The sequence below is a fragment of the Brevundimonas intermedia genome (assembly GCF_027922165.1).
Classification (GTDB): Bacteria; Pseudomonadota; Alphaproteobacteria; order Caulobacterales; family Caulobacteraceae; genus Brevundimonas; species Brevundimonas intermedia.
Window position 1 is genome coordinate 164,557 of record NZ_BSFD01000009.1, and the last position, 17,607, is coordinate 182,163.

The following is a 17,607-nucleotide window of genomic DNA, read 5'->3' on the forward strand; positions in this document are numbered from 1 at the left end:
CCTTCAATTTTATGGGGAAAAGGGGCGGTCAGAGCGACCGCAGGGTCTCCGCGAGGGACCGAAGTTCCTCAGTGTCGGCAGCGCCGGGCTTGCCATAGTCGTCAGCACCAGGCGTGACGCGTTTCAGATCTTGGATCAGTTGCTTGATGTCCGAGCGGGACACCCCAGCAATCCGCCCAAGGTTGTCGGTGGCGCGCTCGGCGCGCAGGCGCTCCGTTCGCTCGCGCGACTGCGGGTCATCACGCATCGCGTCGTTTGACAGCAGGCTGTCAGCAAAGCCGCGAGCGACCGCATCAGCGCCGCCGATCCAGGTTTCCTTGTCGAGCATTTCGCCGATCTCGGCGGAGTCGATGCCCGTTCGTGAGGCGTAGATGTCGACCGCCGCACCGTCGAAGGGTTCAAGCCAGTAGGCCGTATCACGCAGCTGGTGGCGGTCGCCGGCTGCGCCGACCCAGGTATTGTGGATCATCAGGAAGCCGGCGCGGGCGATCTGAACCTCATCCCCCGCCATGGCGATGACCGATGCGGCCGAGGCGGCGATGCCGAGGATCTTCACCGTGACGCGGCCCTTGTGCTCGCGCAGCAGGTTGTAGATCGCGAGGCCTTCGAAGTAGTCGCCGCCGGGCGAGTTGATGTTGACGACCACGTCCTGATCGCCAATCGCTCGCAGCGCGCCGGCAATGCGTTTCGTGGTCACGCCTTCGCCGGTCCACCAGTCCATCCCGATGACATCCAGGATTGAGATGGAGGTGTCGGTTTCAGTGGCGGCGCGGACGCCAGCGTTCCAGGCCGTCATGGCGCTGGGCGGGCAGGCCGAACGCGCGAAATCGCGCCGCGCCAGAACGGCGGCGGCCGGGAGGCTGCTCTTGTTCATTTTCAGTCCTTGATGTCGAGCAGGGCGCGCATCTGGGCGCGGATGTCCCCGCCGTTGGCGCCCAACTGATCGAGCGGCGCGAGGTTGGTCTGGGCGGTAAGAACCGAGGCGCCACCGCCGCGGGCGGAAAGGTTCAGCTTCGAACGACCTTCGTCGCGATCCATCAGGCCGTTTTGGACCATGGCGCCGAGGAAGGCGGCCTTCGCGGCGCTGTCCATCTGGAGCAGGCCTTCACGATTGAACTCGGCATAGACGCGGCGCTTCTCGCCAACCGGGATCAGGTCTTTGCGGATCCTCGCTTCGATGCGCTTGCACAGCGGGTTGATGCCGAGGGTCAGCCAGGCCAGAAGGATTTGCTCGACGCCCGAGCCCCACATAGTCTGGCCGTCGGCGGCGTGGCCGATGATGATCGGCGGCATCCCGTACCAACGGCAGATTTCCTCGACGTTGAAGCGTCGCGTCTCCAGCATCTGGGCGTCTTCGGGCTTCAGCTCGAACGGGATGGGTTTCATCCCAGCCTCCAGCACCATGACCTTGCCGGTGTTTTCTGAGCCGGTGAACTTCTTGAACAGGCTGCGCAGGTCATTGCGCTGTTCGGGCGTCAGCTTGTTCTGACCGGAATCGATAAACAGTGGCTGGGCCAGCCCATTGGCGAAGATTTTCGCAGCAGTTTCGTCCGACGCCATCGCCGAGCCCAGGGAGTTGGCGCCCAGGGCGATGGGCGAAAGGCCTTCGTCGCCACCGAAGTTGAAGCCGCGAAGGTGGAACACCTTGTCGGCCGGCAGCGTCTCGACCTTGCCCCTGTCGTTGAACTTGTAGACCAGCACGCCGTTGTCGCGAGCTGGGCGGGCATCGATAGGTTGGAGCGACGAAAGTCGTGCGCCGTTGTAGGTCCGTTCGGCGCAGCCGTTGCCGCGCGCGACGACGCCGGCAACCATGGTCTCCCAAAACTCCAGGCCGGTCTGCTCGGAGTTGGGGCTGTCAATCAGTACCGAAGCGAGGTCGTGGTCCATTCGATCGCCACGACCGCCGTCCGCCTTCCGCTCGTACATCCCCATCGGAAGGGAGGCGACGGCGGTCGCCGTGATTCGGATGCAGGCCCAGGCCGTCGCCAGCTGCAGCGTCGTGCGCAGATTGACGGCCTTGCCGGAGTTGCTGTCGCCGCCCAGTAGAAAGCCCAGCGGGTGGCTGCTGCGGATCCGTTGTTCCTTGCCCGCGTCTCCGGTGGAGAAGGTTTCCTGACGAGGGCGGCCCATGCCGAAAAATCGCATCAGGCCATGACCGCGTTTTTGATAAAGTCATCCAAGTCCACGGGAACCTCCTCGCCAACCTGCCGGCGAGCGATCCCGAGCGCCATGGCCAGGGCCTGGGCGCCGTCGATCCGCGTCGTGCCGGTCTTGTTGGACTTGTCCTTGTCGAACTTCATGTTGCCGGCCGGGTCGCTGACGACGATGGCGCTGGCGACGTTGGCCGTCAGAACGGGGTGGCCGCCGTGGTTGAGACGGCCGGTCAGGGCGCACTCGGCGAAGAACTCCAACGCTGGCCCCATGCTTTGGAAGCCCTGCCCGAACGGCTCCAATGGGAGCTCGGCGCCAATGTCCGCCAAGTCCGCCTTCAGGTCGTCGATGCGCCAGCGGTCGTAGGCGATGGACTGGATGTCGAAGAGCCGACTGAGCGCGACGATCCGCTCAGCAACCACCTTGAACCGGACGGTCGGCCCCTGCATTTCCTCAAGGTGCTCGCCCTTTATCCATTCCCGGAACAGGTCTTGCTCCTGGTGCCGGCGCCCCTCCATCGCTCCCGACGGGGTCCAGAAATAGGGGACGATGTCGTAACTGGGTTCAGCCTCATCATCCGGGAAAACCAGGACAAAGGCGGTCAGGTCATGCTTCGACGACAGGTCAAGGCCGCCATAGCATCGACGGCCGCGCAGTCGGTCTAGATCCACCGGCGTAGCTCCGAGCCTCCAGACCGCACTGTTCACGATGCGAAGCTCTTGGTTCGCATCCACACGCTGGTTCAGCCGGAGATTTCGGAACGCCGGCTCGAATGCCGCCAGCCGCTTGGCCCGGCGTGCCTCAGCCATCACGTCTTCGATGTCGAGGAAGATGCCCCAGGCCGGGTTCACGGACCGAAGAGTATCGATCGAGAATGCATCAGCGTCGACGGGCGCCGACTTGAGTTGGACGTAGGTGGACGGTTCGTTCGGGGCGTCGTCGATCAGTTGCGACAGCGGATGATTGTCGGTGGGCGCCTGCGTCGAAATGATGATCCCGAGCGAGTTGTTCCGCTTCCCCATGGCGGTGATCAGGTTGTCGAGAAGCTCACGATCCTTGGCCTGCGCCAGTTCGTCGTAGACCCAGAGGGAGGGTGACAGGCCATGACCGCGGCGCGCGTCTGAGGACAGCGCCTCATAAACCGAGCCTTCGCCATCGCCGGAGTTGACCTTGATAGTCTTGTGGAACTCGGAGGTGCTGACCCGTGCCGCAAAATGCGGGTTGGTCAGAATTATGGCCTCCATCTCCGCGAAGAGGATTCCCGCCTGCTTCCGATCGATGGCCGCCGAATAGACCTCGCCACGAACTTCGGCCTCTGGACCTAAGAGGTGGGCGAGGGCCAAAGGTGCCAGCAGGCCCGTCTTTCCGTTGCCGCGCGGCTCCGACTTGATGGCGATGCGGATGCGCTTCGGGCCGTAGACCTCCTCAATGAACTCGCGCTGGCCCGGCAGCAGCTTCAGCTTTTTCCCAGCCAGCTTTCCTTTGGTGATCGGCAGGCTCTCGCAGAAGGCGATGACGCGCTGCGCTCGGGTCAGGCCCTTCTTTTTCCAGGGCTCCTTGGCCTTCGTCGTCGCCGCCAGTTCGCGGGCTAGCCGGAGCTTGCCTGCACCAGGTCCGCGTTCACCCATCGAGCGCGTCTCCGGAAACTAATTCAGTTTGCAGGGCCCCCGCCGGTCCTTAAGCAAAAGGTTCGGGACTTTAGACCCGCCCTCCCCCTGTCTCAGGCCCGATTGAAGGGGTGTAAGGGGTCAACAGGCGTTCCATCGGTCCCCAGCTCACCGGAGTAGCCTTTGGTCTCCTGCTGCTGCTTACGGCTGCTGTGGCAGCGGTATCGGGGATCGTCGCAGAGGGACTGGAATGGACCGGCGAAGAAGCCTTCCGGCGTCTCTTTGGTCTTCGGGTCTATGTGGTCGCAGACGGTGGCCAGGGTGATCCGGCCCTGTGCCTTGCACATCCGGCAGAGCGGTTCGTCGGCAAGCTGGCCCAGACGGGTGCGCTTCCACCGGGCTGTCTTGTAGAGGGAGCGATAGAGGACCGCCTTAGCGGAGCGGAAGTCTCTCACCACCTACGCGATCCAACTCAATGGATTGGAACTGGGGCGGCGACGAAGATGCGAAGGGCGCCGGCAATGGCGAGCAGGACCGCCCCGGCCACGGCGTATCGAAGGCTCAAGTTGAGATGCTTGGCCCGTTCGCAGTTCTCGACGTCGATCTGTGTGATCGCTGACTGGACGGCTCCGACAGCCCACGAGCGCGCGTCGTTCGTATTGAAGCCCGCGATGCCAAGAGCGCCTTGCCACCAGATTGGAGGAATCCCCGGCAGTTGAATGGCATCGGACCTGATGCCGCGGAAAGCGATGCAGCCGCCAAAGACGAACGCAAGAGCGGCTAATCCGAAAAGCCAACGTTGGAACGGCTCAACCGTAACGCTGGCGGAGAGCGCTGCAGCAGCGAACTGCAGCGCGGCGACCTGGGTCACCCGTTGATCCAACGAATGGGCCGCGATCTGGAGAGCACGTACGCGTTCCATAGCTTGCGAAAAGATCACTTCCGAAACATCGTTCGGGAGTGTGTGTACGATCTCTTCCACAACCTCCTTATCGGTGTCTGACATGTCTCGACCTCCACAATCGCCGCCGCCGCCACCGCCCACGCGCCGGGACGCTCCCGGCCGAGAATACGGCAATGTGCGGACACCGCCACCACCGCCTCCACCGCCTCCACCTCCGCCTGTGAGAGACTAGCCAAGTGATGCCCCGACCCATGGGCATGGGTCGGGGCGATCACGGACGAAGGCCGGCCGCCTCGATCGTGAAGGTATTGCCATGATGGCAATACATTTGCTCCGCATGGAGCGAATGGTGGAGCGCCCAGCGAGTTGCACCTCAGCTAACGCCTCGAGGGGAACGCACGGAATGTCTCGCCAACTACGATCGCCGCTGATACCGTGGTCGGTACAGCCGAGGTCGGGGGAGCCGCGGGAGGCTGGGGAGACAGCTCCTAAAGACCAAGATCCCCCTGCTGGTTCTAATGGCGGTGTTCGGCTCATCAAGGGATCCGCCACTCGACAGAAGGAGGAAGCCTATGCGGTTTTCGCTCGATATCGAGACCAGTAAGCCCTGCGGCGACAAGTTCCGCCTGGCCTTTGGGGTTACGATCCCGCTGGTTCTCGTGGTGCTTATCGGTTCGCTGATGGGGCTCATCTGATGGGAAGGCGTCCGGTTCGCCGGGCGCCTTTTGTCATTCCACTTGCCGATCCAGCCCTATGCCGCAGCGCAGACGTGGTCGGTGGCGGAACGAAAAACGGCCCCGCCGCGAGGAGGAGCCGTTGTCTGGGCGAAACGCCCGATTTGCTGGATGTCACCCATAAACGCGCACAAGTCAACTCGAGCCGCCAGACAGCGGCACTTCATAGACCTCGGCGGCGACCTTCAACGCGGTCTTCAGCGCTGCCAACAGCTTGGCTCGAACCCGGAAGTTGTCGGTCAGGGCTGACATCGTCAGGCCCTTTCCCGCGACATCCTCCAGCACCTTGATCGCTACCAGCTTGGGATGTCCCTGGGGCAGCAGCGGCCATGCATCGCCGTTCACAGGAACACCCATGATGCGGCAGTGGATCTCGCGAATCCGAAGCTCTGCCTCGAGGCGCTTCTTCTGGTAGCCATCGCCGCCGCGCGTGATCTTTCGGGTGCCGTCTATGGCTTGAGGCGTCAGACCGCGCTCGGGGTCGAACTTCTCCAGGTCCGCTCGGAAACGAGCGCCGGCGATCAGCTCTCGACGGCTGATTGAGCCGGCTTTCGCCAGCGTCTCCAATCCGTCTCGGGATACCCGGAGCCTTTCTGCCTCTTCGCCGAAGCGGTCACGGGCCCGGTCGATGGTCAGCGCGCCGCCGCGGCCCTCTTCCAGCCCAGCGATCTCCGCGCGAACGGCCTTCATTCGCTTCGCGTCGAGCGTCTCTGTGATCTCGACCTCAAGCTTCTCCATTTCCACCTGACCCGCCCGTCTGACGTCCAGATCAGCCGAGGCCAACTGGTTGAGCGCGGCGTGAAAGCGATTCGACTGGCTGATGTTCAGCCAGACGCCCCCGACCCTCAGCGGGCCTGCGTTGTCGTTGGCGTGGTTGTCGTTCGCCTCAACGTGCACCGCGTTAGCGCGCTTCCATGGGCCAGGCGGCGACGGCGAGGCGTGCCGCCTGCGATCCCGTTTCTTCTGGCGGTCGGATTTGCTCATGCCTTGCCCATCAGGTCTTGTCCTCAGGCTTAGTGGGATAACGCCATCCATTTCCACGATGGTCGCGGTCCATGATCGGTCGCTCGTCGTCGCCGACCCGATAGGGCTTGCCGAGCAGCCCGTAGGTCAGACCGAGCATCGTCTCGATCTGACGATCCTTACGGCCGGCAGCGCGAAGGCGGGCGACGGCGTCGGCCTCGTTCTGCGTGATGCGGGCGACGCTCATACCCAGCTCACCCGACCGGACGAATTCCCTGTCTTCTTGATTTCGAATGGGTCGCAGCCCAGGTCGATGCTGATCGGCTTCGGCCGAGTTTCCGGGTTGCCGTCCCAGGTCTTGGCCTTCCGCAGCCATTCCAGGCATAGGGCGTAATACTGCCGTTGCAGCCGTCCGACCTTGACGCCGGCGATGGCCATGTCGACGAACGACGCGACCAGCTCGCACCGCTCGATCACTACGCCCACGCTCGGTGCGAAGGTCTCAGATCGCGTGAGCAGGTTGCAGGCCTTGGCCACGACCAGCGTCGAGAACTCCGACACCCGCACTTCCTTGACCACGCTTTCCATCCATGCCTCCGGGCTGTGCGCCCTGGCGTTTGGGAAGGCGTCGAGCATCAGGGCGACGATGGTGCGGTTCTGGGCGTGGTTGATTTGGCCCCGCAGCCGAACGAACGCGTCGTAGGCGTCGTCCACCACTTCCGGGCCCGGCCGCTCCGCCAAGCGGGCCTCCAGCGTCTCGATTTCCTTGGCGAAGGCCTTTGCCGTCCTGAGTTCGCCAGTGGGCCTGCGGAGGTAGAACGTGGGGATGAACGGCCACGTCGGCTCTTCATCGCCTGGTGCGCGGACCTTGGTGCCCAGCCGCTCGAATGCCCGGAACGGGACGAGGTAGGTCGTATCGACCGCTTCAAGCGCCTTGGCGGTGGACATCGCCCGCGAGGGTTTTGCCGGCTGGGCTGGAGCGACTTGGCGGCGCTCCTCCGAGGTAGGGTTTAGGTCAGTCATGCTGCGTCCTCCGAATGATCCCAATCAAATCCCTCAACCGCCTGGTCGAGAGCATTCCAGCCGCTAGGGCCTCCATGCCGGCCGCGGTAACCGCCCTGTGGCGGCTCGGCGATCTCGTCGGTCCAGCGTTTGTCGTTCAGCCAGCCCTGGGCCATCTTCGTGTGCGTTGGATCCTGACCTTCGCGGGCTGCGGCGTAGAACTGGGCGCCGACGAAAATGTCCTCCGGCCGGGTGCCTGACCGCAGCGCTGCCACGTAGGCCAGCAGGGCTGGCTGCTTGCCGGCCTTACGGGGGTAGACCGACCAGAAGCCGTCGAACTCCGCCCTCTCGGCATCGGTTGGTTCGGCCTTGGCCTTTCCGCGCTTTGGCCTGGCCAATGGCGCATCGCGGCTGAAGAGATCGGGGAGGTTATCGTTTTCCGCGCGCGCATCGTGCGCGCTAACCGGTTCACTTACCGGTTCAGTTCTAACCGGTTCAAACGTAGTGAGCCCCGACACCCTGTCGGGTTGGTTTGGACAGGGTGTCGGGTTGGTTTGGACAAGGTGTCGGGTTGGTTCAGGCCTACCCGACACGGTGTCGGCTTGTTCGCGGACCTCTGGATTGGACGCCAGCGTCAGCTCCAGGAGGTCCGAAGTACGCGATCCATCCTTGCGCCGGCGGGCGGTTCTGATGAGCCATCCCCGCTCCTCGAAAGCCTGAAGTGCGCGCTCGACGGACTTCACCGAGCAGCAGGCCTGCCGGGCGATGGTGTCTTGCCCCGGGTAGCAGGAACCGTCGGTGCCGACATAGCTTGCGAGTACCATCAGAATGGCCTTCTCTGTCGCGGTGGCGCACGCTTGCTCCAGCGCCCAATGAGACGCTTGGTGGCTCATCCCTGCACCTCTGCTTTGACCCGCAGCAGGCCGGCGATCAGCAGATCCACGCTTTCCGGAAGCAGGGCGATGGATCTTGGCCCCTCGCCCAGCCCATCCGGCTGGTAAATTGTGACGCCTCCAGCGGCGTTCGCGAACACGTCGATGCGCTCGCACCTACCTTCAGGCACGACCATCAACGATGGATCATTCAGGCCAACGTTCATGCGACCACCCTGAGGGTCGGACGAAGGCGCATCGTTTCGTCGAACTGGCGCTGGGCGGCTTCTAGGTTCTCGCGTGCGGCGTCACGGACATCCTCGATCTCGGAGGAGCAGAGCACGCCGTCCGCCTTGGCGGCGTGGACGACCTGCAGGGCGCGCGACGCCTTCGCCGTGGCCTCGACCGCCGATGCCAGAGCGCCCTGGCCGGGTGCCTCGGTCTCGGTCATCCGGCCGAACGCCTTGAAGACCAGCGATTGGCCGCAGACCTGTTCCAGCTTCCAGACCTGGCCCCAGGTCGGCAAGTCATTGTTGGCTGTCGAGATCAGTTGCCCGACGCGCTGGCGGCTGACGCCAAGAAACGCGGCGGCGGCCTCCTGGGTGCCGACAGCGTCGACGAGCTGGCCGAAGTGCGCCTTCAGCAGGGACGGGTCGAAGTCGTGCATTGCCTCTTGCCGGGGCTGCGCAAGGTGACGAACGGCGCCGGTTGGCCGAAGGTCTCCTCACTGAATTGGGGATTGAGATGTTGGACAGAGCGAACAGCGGGCCCGAGCCCACAGCCGAAATCTTGCGGGCGATCTGCCATAGTGTTGCGGCAGTCGCCTGCGGGCGGGCCTGGACGGTGACTGGCGACGCCCGCTGGGCGCGGGCTGAAGCACAGCATCGTTCGGCCTCGGAACGAGAGGTGCATCAGGCCGCCGCCCGATCCGCCGTTGCTGCCTGGTCGCTGTAGATGTCGGGCCGAAGCAAGTGTTTCGCGACGGCGCCGTTGGTCGCTCGGTGGATCGCCGCAGCCATTTCGGCAGAGACGCGACCGTTTCGCTTTGCCGACCAGATGGCGTTTTGGGAATAGCCGGTCGCCTTGCCGAGTTTCGCCTCAGATCCAGCGATTGTAATGGCCGCCTCCAAAAGAGCGGTGATGCGGAGAGGGTTCTGAGGTCCGGTCATGCCGAATGTATCGTTCAACCCGAGTTATGGGTCAAGAGATACGTGTGTTGAATTGTTGGAAGGGTTGGGTGACGTCGTGTACGAGGTCGGCATGCAAGATGAAGTCAGTTACGAAGACGCTCGCCGGCAAAGGGCTAGGGCTCTCGGAGAAAACATCCGCGCCATGAGAGAAGGGCTCGGCTGGACGCAGGTTCAGCTTGCCGAGCGATCTTCGACTTCGCAGCAAACAATCGACCGCTTGGAGCGGGGAGAGGTCTTTGAGTCAAAATCGACATCAAAGGTTATAGAGGCGCTTGGAGCGGGCCCTAACACCCTCGCCCGCCTGCATGCTCGATTTGAAGATCCAAGCGCCGATCCCCCGCCGCAATATAGGCTTCAGAAAAGCGCCGCAGAGCTCGATGGTGAGCTGAGGAGGCGACAAGCGGCATTCATTTCACGCGATCCCTCGGTGATTCAACTTTACTTGGAGGATGCCTGGAAGGCTGGTGAACCCACTGCGGTAGACGCGATATCGCGGCCATTTCCTCTCGAGCGAGTGCTGGGCGGCTACGGAGTGATTTTGTCATCGCATGACCTGTCTCCTGTCTATGAGGCAGGCGACACAGTGATCGTTCACCCCTTCCTGCCCTCACGGCCGGGGAACGACGTACTTTACAGATCCCACGATGGAGAGGTGCGGATTCGCCGACTTGAACAGGTGGACGCGCAGGTACACCTCGTGAGTTCGTGGCGAACGGGCACCCCTGAACAGCTATCCCTCGCCGACTGGCCGACGCGTCACGTCGTTGTCGGGCGATACTTACGAACGTGATCAACCCGGGTTGACGGGTAATAGATACTCGGGTTAAGCCTTCCTCATCACTGAGGAGACGCCCGTGCCTGTCACCCAAGAAATCACAGCATCCGCCAATGGGCGGACCCTTCCGGACGATGCCGTACCGGCCTCAACCATTGAGTGGGGCGCCGTCGTGGCGGATGCCCAGCGCGCCGTTGTGGCTGCCGGTCCTACTGGCCGGTCCGAACAGACCCACGCCTTGGAGATGGATCGGCTTGTCGCCCTAGCCGCACAAGCGAGCGCCCCGGCCCTGGCTCGCTTGATCCGCGAAGGCCTCGACCTGAAGCAGAAAGCTCACGATCTGGGCCAATCGCATACCTGTGCCGCAGACACCGCTATGGCGCTGCGAAAGCAGGATGCAGGCGCCGATATGGCTAAGGGCGCCTTTGCGGCGGAGGACCAAGCCGAAGCCACATGGCAAGAGGCGCGTGACCATCTGGAGGCCAAGGCCCTGGAAGTCCTGGATGCACCCTTTGACGGCTTGGGCGACGTGCTGGTCCGAACGGACGCCTATGCGTTGTTGATCGGTCCGGCCAAGAACCCGGCAGAGGATGGAGGCGTGGATCCGGCGTTCGAACAAGACATCGAATGCGCCTACCGCAGTCTTCGACGAGCTATCGTCGAGATCGCCGCCGCGCACCCGGGTAGTGCGGCCTTCGATAAGGCTGAAGCGGATTACCGCGCCGCAGACCAGCAGATGTCGGATATTGGAAAGCAGCTTGGGCATCGCGACGGCATGGTCGGCAAGGGCGTCGTCTTCGATCCCGGCCTACAGGACGAGCTGTGCGCCCAACAGCAAAAGGCCTTCGAGGCCCGAGACGCAGCAGCAGACGCAATCCTGGCTCAGCGCCCGGCTTCGCTCCCGCAACTGGTCCTCCAGATGCAAATCGTGGCGAAGGAGCTGAACAGCTACGACCTCAGCACCCACGCCGCCCGCAATCGTTGGCTGGGCCTGGTCGGTCCAACTGTGGCCGAGATGCGGACCGGAGAGCATGGGCACGAAGCACGGGCGTTTGCTCTGCTGCTGGAGAACGGCACACGTCTCGCCCAGCAAGACCTTTCCGCTGGGTGGCGCCGCCTGATGGCCGACGACGGCGGCCTGGTTAAGATGCACCCGAACGCCCGAGACGTCCTAGCCCTGGCGGCCTCCAAGGGGCTCGATCCGGATTGGTTCGGGGGCATCCATCTCGTCGGCGACGACAACGACCACCTGCCCCAGATCATCTTCGGCACGGACGAGGGCCATGCGATCGCCAAGCCCGGCGTCGTCTATGACTGGAGGGCGGTCAAATGACCCCCGTCGTGTTCGAACACTCTGGCGTCCGCGCCTACGAGGTCCAGGGCGACTACATGGCACCGACGCTGCGGTCTGGCGACTTCCTGATGGTCCGCCATGCCCGCGGCTATGACGGGGAGGGCGTCTATATCCTCGACTTCAGGGGTGACGGCGGCGCTGCTTATCGAGCCGAACGCGTCCCCGTCATGGGTCGGCGCGAGGTGCGCATCTGCCACGACAACCCCGCCTACAGCCGCCACGTCATCGGCCTAGACGAGTTCAACGATGTCGTCAGGGCGAAGGTCGTCGCAGAAGTCCGCATGAAGGTATCACGGGCTCAGCTGATGGAGATGGCGTGAAATGCCGGCTCCGCTGAGCGACTATGATGGGGGGACCGCTGAGGGTGCCCTAGAGAAGGCCAGCTTCGTATTGGTTGACGAGTTCATCGAGGGCAGTCCTGCTCTCGCGGACAGCTCTCGCCGCTTTCAAGCGCTCCTTAATTTCCTGAGCGGCATATGCGCGGGCGCGAGGATGCATTTCAATCAGCGCGGCAATGGCGTTCCTGGCCTGCCTGATATGCCCCCGAGCAGTCGTCAGGGAGAACGCAAGGGCAGTGCTAGGGGGAGGGAGCTCAAGGTAAAGGTCCAGAACCTTCGACGCTGTTTGAATCAGGCGGTCAACGACCTTCTCGTCCCAGGTAGCATTGCCGTTGGCACCCATCATCCGATCGACGTTCGATACAAGTTTGACAGAGTGAAGCAGGGCGGACTCCCAAGCCAGCACGTCGTCTTGATGCCTTCGCTTTTCGGCAGCGCGGGCTTTAAGAGAATCTCTGTGAGACACCCAGATCGCGACCCCAATCGCTCCGATCGAGCCCAACGCCTGCACCCACGCCGCCATGTTCTGGGACCAAAGCGCCTTGAGCAGATCGTTCTCCGGGTGACCAATCCAGATCAGACCCAACAGCCAAGCTACACAACATCCGGCCAAAACCCAGTCCCACGTCTTCATCGGGCGCCTCAGGCCTTCCAAGGTGTAGAGATAACGCTACGTTCCCTGGGCGGTAGCTTAGCGTCCACTCGCGCTAAACGAGCTTCAAGCACCCGTAGGGCCGCATTTGCTTCGTCGAGTCCGGCCCCAATGGCATGGAAACGAGCGTCGGCTTCCATGTCCCAAGCCGCACTGTATGGGACTTTCAGGTGGTAGTTGGAAAGCCAGTCCAGGAGAGGCAAAGAACTTTCGCTCACGCGGCGCAAGTTCATCACAGCAGTCGCGACACTGTAGCTCCGAGCATCGTGTACTGGGACCTCTTTCAGCGCGGCGGCGATGTCTTTGAACGCCGCCTCGACATAGCGACTGTCGAAGTAAGCGTGGCAATTCTGGACATCCGAAAGGAGATCCACAAGCCGCCTCGACATTGCTGTAAGGCTCTCAAGCTGGTCTGTGCGTCTCAACAGACGCTCGATGCGGATGTCTTCCCGCCGCCGGGTCTCCTGCCACCACACGACGGCAGCCGTGGCCAAGATGGCTGCGATAGAGCCGAACGCTTGGACCCAGCCTGCTGCGTCCTTATTCAGCCGAAACCACGCCCACATTGGATTGAGCGCAGCGCCGAACGCAGTCGTCCAAACCAGGACCAACAGAGCGGCGCAGAAGGCCGCCCAAATCCCTACGATCCACCTCATGTGGGTGTTACCGCACAGCTTGAGGTAAGTGTCTATACCTCACGCCCTGAAAGGGAGCCAGAAGGCTCATGCCAACGGACACAGCCGGATGAAAATCTCCGCCAGTTGAATAATGCGCCACTGGATTGTCAGCCATCGTTTGCCGGCCATCTGCCTCGCTCCATCGTTGTCGGAGGGCCATCGTCGCCTGACGCGACGGGCCGCAACGCCGATTGGAGCCCCGCTGCTGAGGGGGGTGGACGCACTAACTGTGGACAACTGCCATGCTGACGACGGTGCTGATTTGCGTGACCCTCGCCATGTCCGACGGGGATTCCGGCCGCTGCCACACGGCCGACGGCGAAAGCCATCGCATCCGACTGCAGGGTATCGACGCTGGCGAGGTCGCGCCGTTTACCCGCTGTCGGCAGCGGCCGGGCGTTTGGGCCTGTTCGCCGGTCGCCCGCTCCCTGGCTGGCACCGCAACCGTCCGGGCCCGGCAACTGGCCAGCGCCGGTGCCCGCTGCACCATCGCAGACACCGATCGATATCAGCGGAGCGTCGCGGTCTGCACCGTCGATGGCCGCGACCTGGGGGGGCTGCTGGTTCGTGAGGGGCTGGCCATCAGCGAGACCAACTATGGCGATCCGTACCGTCGCGAGGAAACGGAGGCCCGGAGCGCCAGAAGAGGGCTTTGGAAATGAACACCAGCCCGGCCAATGACGCGACGGCACTAATTGGCCCGGCAACGGAGCGGCGCATCCAGATGGCCTTCGCCGACACCTGCCTTCTGACCGCCGGCGCGACCGCGAAGCTGCTCGGAATCGACGAGAAAAGCTTGCGCGCACTCGCTGACGAGGGCGTGATCCGGGCTGTCCGCAAGGGCGGAGGCCGCAGCAGGGCCTTCACCGAAGGCGACGTCCGTGCATACCTAACGCAGGGCGCTGCCCCCACGCGATCGATGAAGGTTCGCCCCACAGGAAATAGCCAAGTGAAGGTGGTCCCCTTCTCACAGCGCGCCAGCTTGGCCAGGCGCTAACAGGAAGCAGACATGAACGTTGTCGAACGTATTCAGAAAGCGATTGAGCAGCTGACCTTGCATGGCAACACGCCGATCCGCGTTGAGCTCAACAAGGTGGACTATGCAGCGATCCAAGCTGCCACAGAATTTCCGGAAGGTTGGCCTGAGACACTTTGCGGCCTCGACTTCATCATGGTCGATACCATGATCAGCGCTGTGGTCGCGCAGGGCAACGGACCCACTCCGGGCCGAGTTTCGCAGGGATTCTAGGCGCGCAGGTGACCGTCTATCTCCCCAAGACTAGCCGCTTCTGGGCTTACGATTTCCAATACAAAGGCCGTCGCTTCCACGGCTCGACCGGCGTGGAGGGCAAGCGCGCGGCCGAGGCGGTAGAGCGCCGCATCCGCCTACAGGCCGCGACCGGCGCACTGGACGACGGCGCCGACATGACCCTGGACCAGGCGGCCGGGCGATGGTGGACCGAGGTCGGCCAGCACCGCGCCAGCGCCTACCAGTTGGAGCACCGCCTCGCGATCGCTGTGCGCCTGGTCGGGCCGAACACGCCCATTCGCGAGATCACGACCAAGGTCATCGCCCGCGCCATCGAGCGCCGCCGCGGCGAGACCACGACCCGACGAAAGGACAAGCCCGGCAGCCCGGCCAAACGCTGGCCGCTGTCCAACGCAACCGTCAATGCGGACGTCATGCGCCCGCTGCGGCGGGTACTGAACCGCGCTCGCGAAGTGTGGGAGGTCCAGGGACTTCCTGTCATCGACTACAAGGCTCTAGTGCTGAAGGAGAAGGAGACCGAGATCCGGCTCTACAGCGCCGAGCAGCAGACGGCTTGGTCGGACCAGTGCGACCCGACGGCGCGCTTCGTCCTGCGGCTGCTGCTGACCTACGGCCTGCGCTACAGCGAGACCTTCCTCCCGCCCGAGGCCTTCATCCCAGACGCCCCAGGCGGCGCGGTGCTGGCGATCAACAAGCGCAAGCGCGGCGCCCTCTACCTCCCCCTTCGTGCTGACGACGCCCGCGAGATCGCCGCCCGCGCCGGCCGGGCCAAGGCTGCTGGCCTCCCCTCTATCCTGTTCGAGACCGCGGGCCGCGACGGCGACGGAAGTGATCGGCTGGTCGAAGTGTCCAAGACCGGCCTGGCCGTTCGTCTTCGATCGGCGGCCAAGCGGGCGGGCCTGACCCAGCCGCGCATTATCCATGGCACGCGCCACCACGTCGGCACGACGACCCTTGCCGAAACCGGCGACCTGCGGCTGACGCAGAAGCTGCTGGGCCATGCCGACATCAAGTCGACGCTGATCTATTCGCACGCCCTCGACGGTGGCCTGCGCGCGCAACTGGAGTCCCGGAATAGTCCCGGAGCACCGGAGCCCGATGCCGTGTTTTCCCCGCCGAAACAACGCCGTGCGCGCACCGAGAAGTAACCTCCGAAGGCAGGGGTCACAGGTTCGAATCCTGTCGGGTGCGCCATATCTCTCTATATATCGGTCACTTGAGAAAGTTGCGCTGTGAGTGCAGCCGCTGGGGCGCTGCAACTTTGTCCAGTAGTCCCATCTAAGTCTATGATTTCTAGACGTAGTACCGATCGGTTCAATCTGGGGCCCACGAAGAGGCTCGATGCTCGAGGACCGCGACCGGCGTGTCCAATAACCACAACGACCAAGTCGGCCAGGCGCCGCAGCTTGGTCTGCATCGAACCTGCACGACGCCTGCGCTGACAATCCATCGGCGGCGCAACCGAACTCGACGGCCATAGCGGAGAAGTCTGTCCCGAAAAGGGAGACCTCGATGCTTCACATATCCGCTCTGCCTCGATCATCATTCTGGGTCAGGATCACCGTCGGCGCCGCCCTAGTCGGCCTCGCCGACCTGCTGTTCTTCACGCATACGGCCGGTACGAGTCTTGGCCTGTATGCGTTCGCGGTCGTGGGGGGCGCGCTCTTCGGGCGGAAGGACCTGCTGCGAGATCGCCGGGGTCTGGGCTTCGTCCTTGCCGGCGCGGCCTTCGCCCTTGTCTTGGCGGACCGTCCTGGTTTTCTGGCCTGGGCTCTGTTCGTCGTCTCTATGAGCCTCGGGGCGTTGTCGAGCCGGGTGGGGCAGAACGAGACAGCTTGGGGCTGGACCCAAAGACTGGCGCTCCACTGGCTTTTCACGCTGTTTGGCCCCGTGGTCGACCTGTTCAAGGTTTCACGGCTGCGGCGCGGTCGTGGTGGAATGTCCGCCCTGAGCCTGCTCGGCCTGCTCGTTATGCCTGTGGTCGGCGGTGCAGTCTTCCTCGCCCTGTTCTCGGCGGCGAATCCGCTCATTTCGAACGCGCTCGCCAACCTCTCTCTGCCGTCTCTTTCGCCCCAGAACACCCTTCGCGTGCTGTTCTGGTGCGCCGTCTTCATCGGCGTTCTGGCCCTGCTACGGCCGCGCTGGCGCAAGCCCTTGCTCACCCTGCCTGAACGGAAGATCGGCAAGCCTTCTGCGTTCCTGACCCGCACGATCACCCTGTCCCTGATTGTCTTCAATGCGGTCTTCGCGCTTCAGAACGGCCTGGACATCGCCTTCCTGTGGAGCGGCGCGCCGCTTCCCGGCGACATGGGCCTGGCCGACTACGCCCATCGCGGCGCCTATCCCTTGATCGTCACCGCCCTGCTCGCCGGCCTGTTCGTCCTGGTGGCCCTTCAGCCGGGCTCCGACACAGCGCAGAGGCCTCTGGTTCGTCGTCTGGTGGTCGTCTGGATCGCCCAGAACATGGTGCTGGTCGCGTCCAGCCTGCTGCGCACCGCCGACTATATCGAGGCCTACGCCCTGACCCGTTTCCGCATCGCCGCGATGATCTGGATGGTCCTGGTCGCGGTCGGCCTGATGCTGATCTGCTGGCGCATGTTGGCCGGCAAGTCGGCGCACTGGCTGATCAACGCCAACGCCATGGCTTCGCTGATCGTGCTGGCGGTCGTCAGCGTCGTCGACCTCGGCGCCGTCGTGGCCGGCTGGAATGTGCGGCATGCCAGGGAGGTCGGAGGTCGCGGGGTCGAACTGGACCTCGGCTATCTCCATACGCTGGGGGCGCCCGCTCTCGTTTCTCTGGTCGAACTGGAAACGACCCTCGACGACGCCGTCCTGCGTGACCGGGTCGCCGCCGTCCGCCAGGACATTCTGCTGAACGTCCGTCGGCGACAAGACGAATGGCGCGGCTGGACCTGGCGCGACCAGCGTCGTCTGGATCGTATCGACGCCCTGCAGCAGAAGGGCGCATTGTCGGCGCCTTCGCCTGGCGCACGCGATTGGGACGGACGGCTTATCCGAACTGCGCCGCCTTCAGCGCCAGCGCCGACTCCAGTTTCAGCTCCAGCGCCTGTCGCCTCGCCGCCGTCTGTCCCGTTGACCTCGCGGACGGAAGGCTGAA

23 protein-coding genes are annotated in these 17,607 nt (G+C 63.7%); 9 read left to right on the plus strand and 14 right to left on the minus strand.

Annotation, left to right across the window (positions count from 1 at the left end; all coding sequences use genetic code 11):
• Positions 1–28 precede the first annotated feature (28 nt).
• The 5 genes from PKE72_RS12405 to PKE72_RS12425 all read right to left on the minus strand — a co-directional run bounded on the left by PKE72_RS12405 (position 29) and on the right by PKE72_RS12425 (position 4,764).
• On the minus strand, positions 29–874 hold the full coding sequence (locus PKE72_RS12405) for a head maturation protease, ClpP-related (RefSeq protein ID WP_271165694.1): 846 nt from the start codon (positions 872–874) through the stop codon (positions 29–31).
• Between the two features lie 2 nt (positions 875–876).
• Positions 877–2,130, minus strand: a complete 1,254-nt coding sequence (locus tag PKE72_RS12410) for a phage portal protein (RefSeq protein WP_271165695.1) — start codon at positions 2,128–2,130, stop codon at positions 877–879.
• Positions 2,131–2,144: 14 nt separating this feature from the next.
• Positions 2,145–3,779, minus strand: a complete 1,635-nt coding sequence (locus PKE72_RS12415; RefSeq protein WP_271165696.1) for a terminase TerL endonuclease subunit — start codon at positions 3,777–3,779, stop codon at positions 2,145–2,147.
• A 92-nt stretch (positions 3,780–3,871) separates the two neighbouring features.
• Positions 3,872–4,216: a hypothetical protein gene (locus PKE72_RS12420; RefSeq protein WP_271165697.1), complete on the minus strand. Its 345-nt coding sequence runs from the start codon at positions 4,214–4,216 to the stop codon at positions 3,872–3,874.
• A 14-nt stretch (positions 4,217–4,230) separates the two neighbouring features.
• Entirely contained in the window at positions 4,231–4,764 is a 534-nt protein-coding gene (locus PKE72_RS12425) for a hypothetical protein (RefSeq protein ID WP_271165698.1), read from the minus strand.
• A 470-nt stretch (positions 4,765–5,234) separates the two neighbouring features.
• Between PKE72_RS12425 and PKE72_RS12430 the strand changes: the two genes are divergently transcribed.
• Positions 5,235–5,357, plus strand: coding sequence for a hypothetical protein (locus PKE72_RS12430; RefSeq protein WP_271165699.1), 123 nt, complete (start codon positions 5,235–5,237; stop codon positions 5,355–5,357).
• A gap of 174 nt (positions 5,358–5,531) precedes the next feature.
• Here PKE72_RS12430 and PKE72_RS12435 read toward each other — a convergent pair whose 3' ends face one another.
• The 7 genes from PKE72_RS12435 to PKE72_RS12465 form a co-directional block, all read right to left on the minus strand.
• On the minus strand, positions 5,532–6,380 hold the full coding sequence (locus PKE72_RS12435) for a hypothetical protein (RefSeq protein ID WP_271165700.1): 849 nt from the start codon (positions 6,378–6,380) through the stop codon (positions 5,532–5,534).
• A 10-nt stretch (positions 6,381–6,390) separates the two neighbouring features.
• Positions 6,391–6,606, minus strand: coding sequence for a hypothetical protein (locus PKE72_RS12440; RefSeq protein ID WP_271165701.1), 216 nt, complete (start codon positions 6,604–6,606; stop codon positions 6,391–6,393).
• The gene (locus tag PKE72_RS12445; RefSeq protein ID WP_271165702.1) at positions 6,603–7,382 is read right to left on the minus strand and encodes a hypothetical protein; all 780 of its coding nucleotides are present in this window, start codon (positions 7,380–7,382) and stop codon (positions 6,603–6,605) included. The genes PKE72_RS12440 and PKE72_RS12445 overlap by 4 nt, the downstream gene beginning before the upstream one ends.
• On the minus strand, positions 7,379–8,254 hold the full coding sequence (locus PKE72_RS12450; RefSeq protein ID WP_271165703.1) for a helix-turn-helix domain-containing protein: 876 nt from the start codon (positions 8,252–8,254) through the stop codon (positions 7,379–7,381). Before PKE72_RS12450 ends, PKE72_RS12445 begins: the two co-directional genes overlap by 4 nt.
• Positions 8,251–8,460, minus strand: coding sequence for a hypothetical protein (locus tag PKE72_RS12455; RefSeq protein ID WP_271165704.1), 210 nt, complete (start codon positions 8,458–8,460; stop codon positions 8,251–8,253). Before PKE72_RS12455 ends, PKE72_RS12450 begins: the two co-directional genes overlap by 4 nt.
• Entirely contained in the window at positions 8,457–8,900 is a 444-nt protein-coding gene (locus PKE72_RS12460) for a phage regulatory CII family protein (RefSeq protein ID WP_271165705.1), read from the minus strand. Before PKE72_RS12460 ends, PKE72_RS12455 begins: the two co-directional genes overlap by 4 nt.
• Positions 8,901–9,144: 244 nt before the next feature.
• Positions 9,145–9,402: a transcriptional regulator gene (locus tag PKE72_RS12465; protein ID WP_271165706.1), complete on the minus strand. Its 258-nt coding sequence runs from the start codon at positions 9,400–9,402 to the stop codon at positions 9,145–9,147.
• Positions 9,403–9,493: 91 nt separating this feature from the next.
• Between PKE72_RS12465 and PKE72_RS12470 the strand changes: the two genes are divergently transcribed.
• The 3 genes from PKE72_RS12470 to PKE72_RS12480 all read left to right on the plus strand — a co-directional run bounded on the left by PKE72_RS12470 (position 9,494) and on the right by PKE72_RS12480 (position 11,872).
• Positions 9,494–10,213, plus strand: a complete 720-nt coding sequence (locus tag PKE72_RS12470) for a helix-turn-helix domain-containing protein (RefSeq protein ID WP_271165707.1) — start codon at positions 9,494–9,496, stop codon at positions 10,211–10,213.
• 64 nt (positions 10,214–10,277) lie between these two features.
• Positions 10,278–11,531 (plus strand): hypothetical protein, encoded by a 1,254-nt coding sequence (locus PKE72_RS12475; protein ID WP_271165708.1) that lies wholly within the window; start codon positions 10,278–10,280, stop codon positions 11,529–11,531.
• Positions 11,528–11,872 carry a S24 family peptidase gene (locus tag PKE72_RS12480; protein ID WP_271165709.1) on the plus strand — a complete coding sequence of 115 codons (345 nt, stop codon included), beginning with the start codon at positions 11,528–11,530 and terminating at the stop codon, positions 11,870–11,872. Before PKE72_RS12475 ends, PKE72_RS12480 begins: the two co-directional genes overlap by 4 nt.
• A 49-nt stretch (positions 11,873–11,921) precedes the next feature.
• Here the strand turns inward: PKE72_RS12480 and PKE72_RS12485 are convergent, their stop codons facing one another.
• Positions 11,922–12,524 (minus strand): hypothetical protein, encoded by a 603-nt coding sequence (locus tag PKE72_RS12485; protein WP_271165710.1) that lies wholly within the window; start codon positions 12,522–12,524, stop codon positions 11,922–11,924.
• Between the two features lie 8 nt (positions 12,525–12,532).
• On the minus strand, positions 12,533–13,198 hold the full coding sequence (locus PKE72_RS12490; RefSeq protein ID WP_271165711.1) for a hypothetical protein: 666 nt from the start codon (positions 13,196–13,198) through the stop codon (positions 12,533–12,535).
• A 263-nt stretch (positions 13,199–13,461) separates the two neighbouring features.
• On the opposite strand from PKE72_RS12490, the gene PKE72_RS12495 reads away from it, so the two are divergent.
• The 5 genes from PKE72_RS12495 to PKE72_RS12515 all read left to right on the plus strand — a co-directional run bounded on the left by PKE72_RS12495 (position 13,462) and on the right by PKE72_RS12515 (position 17,606).
• Positions 13,462–13,881: a thermonuclease family protein gene (locus PKE72_RS12495; RefSeq protein ID WP_271165712.1), complete on the plus strand. Its 420-nt coding sequence runs from the start codon at positions 13,462–13,464 to the stop codon at positions 13,879–13,881.
• A complete protein-coding gene (locus PKE72_RS12500; protein WP_271165713.1) occupies positions 13,878–14,216 on the plus strand; it encodes a helix-turn-helix domain-containing protein in 339 nt (112 codons plus the stop codon). Before PKE72_RS12495 ends, PKE72_RS12500 begins: the two co-directional genes overlap by 4 nt.
• Positions 14,217–14,228: 12 nt before the next feature.
• Positions 14,229–14,468, plus strand: coding sequence for a hypothetical protein (locus tag PKE72_RS12505; protein WP_271165714.1), 240 nt, complete (start codon positions 14,229–14,231; stop codon positions 14,466–14,468).
• Between the two features lie 8 nt (positions 14,469–14,476).
• Positions 14,477–15,637 carry a tyrosine-type recombinase/integrase gene (locus tag PKE72_RS12510; protein ID WP_271165715.1) on the plus strand — a complete coding sequence of 387 codons (1,161 nt, stop codon included), beginning with the start codon at positions 14,477–14,479 and terminating at the stop codon, positions 15,635–15,637.
• 364 nt (positions 15,638–16,001) lie between these two features.
• Complete coding sequence (locus PKE72_RS12515) at positions 16,002–17,606, plus strand: DUF4153 domain-containing protein (protein WP_271165716.1); 1,605 nt, start codon at positions 16,002–16,004, stop codon at positions 17,604–17,606.
• Position 17,607: the final 1 nt, after the last annotated feature.

What these genes read in the sequence shown, in the direction of transcription:
- PKE72_RS12465 (WP_271165706.1), bottom strand. Translation starts at nt 9,402, where the DNA reads ATGACCGGACCTCAGAACCCTCTCCGCATCACCGCTCTTTTGGAGGCG.
- PKE72_RS12500 (WP_271165713.1), top strand. Translation starts at nt 13,878, where the DNA reads ATGAACACCAGCCCGGCCAATGACGCGACGGCACTAATTGGCCCGGCA.
- PKE72_RS12490 (WP_271165711.1), bottom strand. Translation starts at nt 13,198, where the DNA reads ATGAGGTGGATCGTAGGGATTTGGGCGGCCTTCTGCGCCGCTCTGTTG.
- PKE72_RS12440 (WP_271165701.1), bottom strand. Translation starts at nt 6,606, where the DNA reads ATGAGCGTCGCCCGCATCACGCAGAACGAGGCCGACGCCGTCGCCCGC.
- PKE72_RS12450 (WP_271165703.1), bottom strand. Translation starts at nt 8,254, where the DNA reads ATGAGCCACCAAGCGTCTCATTGGGCGCTGGAGCAAGCGTGCGCCACC.
- PKE72_RS12480 (WP_271165709.1), top strand. Translation starts at nt 11,528, where the DNA reads ATGACCCCCGTCGTGTTCGAACACTCTGGCGTCCGCGCCTACGAGGTC.
- PKE72_RS12485 (WP_271165710.1), bottom strand. Translation starts at nt 12,524, where the DNA reads ATGAAGACGTGGGACTGGGTTTTGGCCGGATGTTGTGTAGCTTGGCTG.
- PKE72_RS12430 (WP_271165699.1), top strand. Translation starts at nt 5,235, where the DNA reads ATGCGGTTTTCGCTCGATATCGAGACCAGTAAGCCCTGCGGCGACAAG.
- PKE72_RS12445 (WP_271165702.1), bottom strand. Translation starts at nt 7,382, where the DNA reads ATGACTGACCTAAACCCTACCTCGGAGGAGCGCCGCCAAGTCGCTCCA.
- PKE72_RS12405 (WP_271165694.1), bottom strand. Translation starts at nt 874, where the DNA reads ATGAACAAGAGCAGCCTCCCGGCCGCCGCCGTTCTGGCGCGGCGCGAT.
- PKE72_RS12495 (WP_271165712.1), top strand. Translation starts at nt 13,462, where the DNA reads ATGCTGACGACGGTGCTGATTTGCGTGACCCTCGCCATGTCCGACGGG.
- PKE72_RS12425 (WP_271165698.1), bottom strand. Translation starts at nt 4,764, where the DNA reads ATGTCAGACACCGATAAGGAGGTTGTGGAAGAGATCGTACACACACTC.
- PKE72_RS12515 (WP_271165716.1), top strand. Translation starts at nt 16,002, where the DNA reads ATGCTTCACATATCCGCTCTGCCTCGATCATCATTCTGGGTCAGGATC.
- PKE72_RS12460 (WP_271165705.1), bottom strand. Translation starts at nt 8,900, where the DNA reads ATGCACGACTTCGACCCGTCCCTGCTGAAGGCGCACTTCGGCCAGCTC.
- PKE72_RS12435 (WP_271165700.1), bottom strand. Translation starts at nt 6,380, where the DNA reads ATGAGCAAATCCGACCGCCAGAAGAAACGGGATCGCAGGCGGCACGCC.
- PKE72_RS12505 (WP_271165714.1), top strand. Translation starts at nt 14,229, where the DNA reads ATGAACGTTGTCGAACGTATTCAGAAAGCGATTGAGCAGCTGACCTTG.
- PKE72_RS12470 (WP_271165707.1), top strand. Translation starts at nt 9,494, where the DNA reads ATGCAAGATGAAGTCAGTTACGAAGACGCTCGCCGGCAAAGGGCTAGG.
- PKE72_RS12410 (WP_271165695.1), bottom strand. Translation starts at nt 2,130, where the DNA reads ATGGGCCGCCCTCGTCAGGAAACCTTCTCCACCGGAGACGCGGGCAAG.
- PKE72_RS12455 (WP_271165704.1), bottom strand. Translation starts at nt 8,460, where the DNA reads ATGAACGTTGGCCTGAATGATCCATCGTTGATGGTCGTGCCTGAAGGT.
- PKE72_RS12415 (WP_271165696.1), bottom strand. Translation starts at nt 3,779, where the DNA reads ATGGGTGAACGCGGACCTGGTGCAGGCAAGCTCCGGCTAGCCCGCGAA.